The following is a 2135-nucleotide window of genomic DNA, read 5'->3' on the forward strand; positions in this document are numbered from 1 at the left end:
GTCGCGCGGGGTGTAGTTGGCGTTGCGCAGCAGGTCGAGGTATTGGCCGGGCGTCCACCCGCCCAGGCGGAACGGGCCGGTGCCGATGGGGGCTTTCCACTGGCCGTCGACCACCGAGTCGGGGTGCAGGATGCCGCTGCCACCGCACTCCGGCAGCGCGGTGCTGGTGAGGAACAGGCCGTTGGGCTTGTCCAGGGTAAACACCACGGTGAGTGGGTCCGGGGCGCTCATGTCGACGATTTTCGCGCCGCCATGGCCGTCGAATTCAGGGGCGCAGCGCCATTGGGTTTTCGGGTCGAGGTAGTGTTTCCAGGTCCACAGCACATCGGCGGAGGTCAGTGGCGCACCGTTCTGGAACTTGACCCCGTTGCGCAGGTGGAAGGTGTAGCGCAGGCCGTCGTCGGACACCTGCACGTCCTTGGCCAGCAGCGGGCCGACGGTGGCATCTTCACGGAAGGCCACCAGTCCCTCGGTAATGTGCAAGATGACGGCGTCGGAATTGGTGTCACGGTTGACGCCTGGCTCGGTGCTGCGAATGTCGGCGTTCAACGCGACTTTCAATAGATTCTCGGCGTGGGCAGTGCCCACCAGCGCGGCGGACAAGGCGCCAGCCAGGAATAAAGTCTTGTTCATGATAAATGCACCTTGAATGATCCTTACGCTTGGGTTCGGACGCTGGCAGGACCCAAAAAGAGGCACGGCCGAACACCTGAATAGTTGTTGTTGTTTTAGTCGCTGATTACGGTTTGCGAATGTTCCTGGACCGATCTTATTCGCCACCCAATCAACTTGAGAAGAACGCTCCGAGTGATCGGGCTCGGTTTATCCGATCATCAACCGTCCGTGGGTTGCCCTGGCGTTACCGTACCGAGAAATCAGGGCCTTGAGCTGGAAAAGATGGGGTTTTCCTGATCAAAAATAATGATCGCGATCATCCAGACCGATCTGTGCTCACCTATAGTCATCAGATAAGCTGGCTGGCATTCAATGGTTTAAATGCAGCACTGAGCGAGCCCACCGTCATGACCCTCACCCATCTTCGCGCGTTCTGCTCCGTGGTTGAAAAAGGCAGCTTCCGCTCGGCCGCACGTCAGTTGGATGTGGCCCAAAGCACATTGACCCAGTCAATCCAGACCCTCGAAAAGGAACTCGGGGTGGTGCTGCTGCAACGCTCCAACCAAGGCATCAACCTGACCCCGGCCGGCGAGGTGTTCCTGGCCCGTGCCCGTTCCATCACTCTCGACTGCGAACGTGCCCTGCTCGACCTGCAACCCTGGAAAGGCGAGCCCGAAGGCCATATCGCCCTGGGCGTCACCTCCGAACCCTTGGCCGAATTGCTGCTGCCGGTACTGAGCAACTTCACCCAGCGCTTCCCGCGCATGCAGGTGCACGTGGCCAGCGGCACCACCAAGGGCCTGGTGGAAAAAGTCCGCGATGGCCGCCTGGATTTCGTCTTGTGCCCGCTGGCGCCCAACGTGGCCGATATCGACCTGGCCATCGACCGCCTCTACAGCTCAAACGCCGGCATCATTGCGCGCAAGGGCCACCCGCAGGCCCACGCAAAATCCGTGCAAGCCCTCACCGACTGCCAGTGGATCAGCGTACGCCCGGCCGGCGTAGTGGGCGGCGCGGAGAACCGCTTGATCGAGCTGTTCCGTACCCAGGGCCTGGCGCCACCAAAGATTGCGATCACCACTGATTCGTTGCTGGAAACCCTGCACATCGTATCGGAAACCGATTACCTGACCATCGAACCGCGCATGCTGCCGGGGATGAAGCTGTTCTCCAGCGCCCTGACCACCATCGCCATCGAAGAACCGCTGGCGACCCGCGATGTATGCCTGATCAGCCGCCGTTCGTCGCCGCTCACCAGCGTCAGCCAGGAACTGACCAGCATGCTGATTTCCTATTCGCGGCTGGTGCACCGCAGCCGTTGATTTCCCTCCCCCTACGAGCCTGTTTATGCCCATGTCCTACGATGGTTTGTCCCGCGCCAGCGCCAGCAGCGTCGGCGTTGATCCCGAGCACCTGATTGCCTTTCTCGATGAAGTGAAAGCGGCCGGCCTCGACCTGCAAGGCCTGATGCTGCACCGCCACGGCCACGTGGTCGCCGAAGGCTGGAGCTGGCCGGTGGA

Annotated in this window: 2 protein-coding genes; one reads left to right on the top strand and one right to left on the bottom strand. The window is 61.3% G+C overall.

All coding sequences use genetic code 11. The features are described 5' to 3' along the window. A partial coding sequence (locus HX846_RS16225) for an ABC transporter substrate-binding protein (RefSeq protein WP_256739826.1) occupies window positions 1-633 on the bottom strand: 633 nt, incomplete at its 3' end. 389 nt (window positions 634-1022) lie between these two features. On the opposite strand from HX846_RS16225, the gene HX846_RS16230 reads away from it, so the two are divergent. After that, window positions 1023-1937: a LysR substrate-binding domain-containing protein gene (locus HX846_RS16230; RefSeq protein WP_003208132.1), complete on the top strand. Its 915-nt coding sequence runs from the start codon at window positions 1023-1025 to the stop codon at window positions 1935-1937. Window positions 1938-2135 lie beyond the last annotated feature (198 nt).

The sequence above is a fragment of the Pseudomonas sp. K5002 genome, assembly GCF_013386655.1.
GTDB lineage: Bacteria > Pseudomonadota > Gammaproteobacteria > Pseudomonadales > Pseudomonadaceae > Aquipseudomonas.

Bases quoted from the DNA above. Each gene is read 5' to 3' on its own strand.
- HX846_RS16230 (WP_003208132.1), top strand. From the start codon at position 1,023: ATGACCCTCACCCATCTTCGCGCGTTCTGCTCCGTGGTTGAAAAAGGC.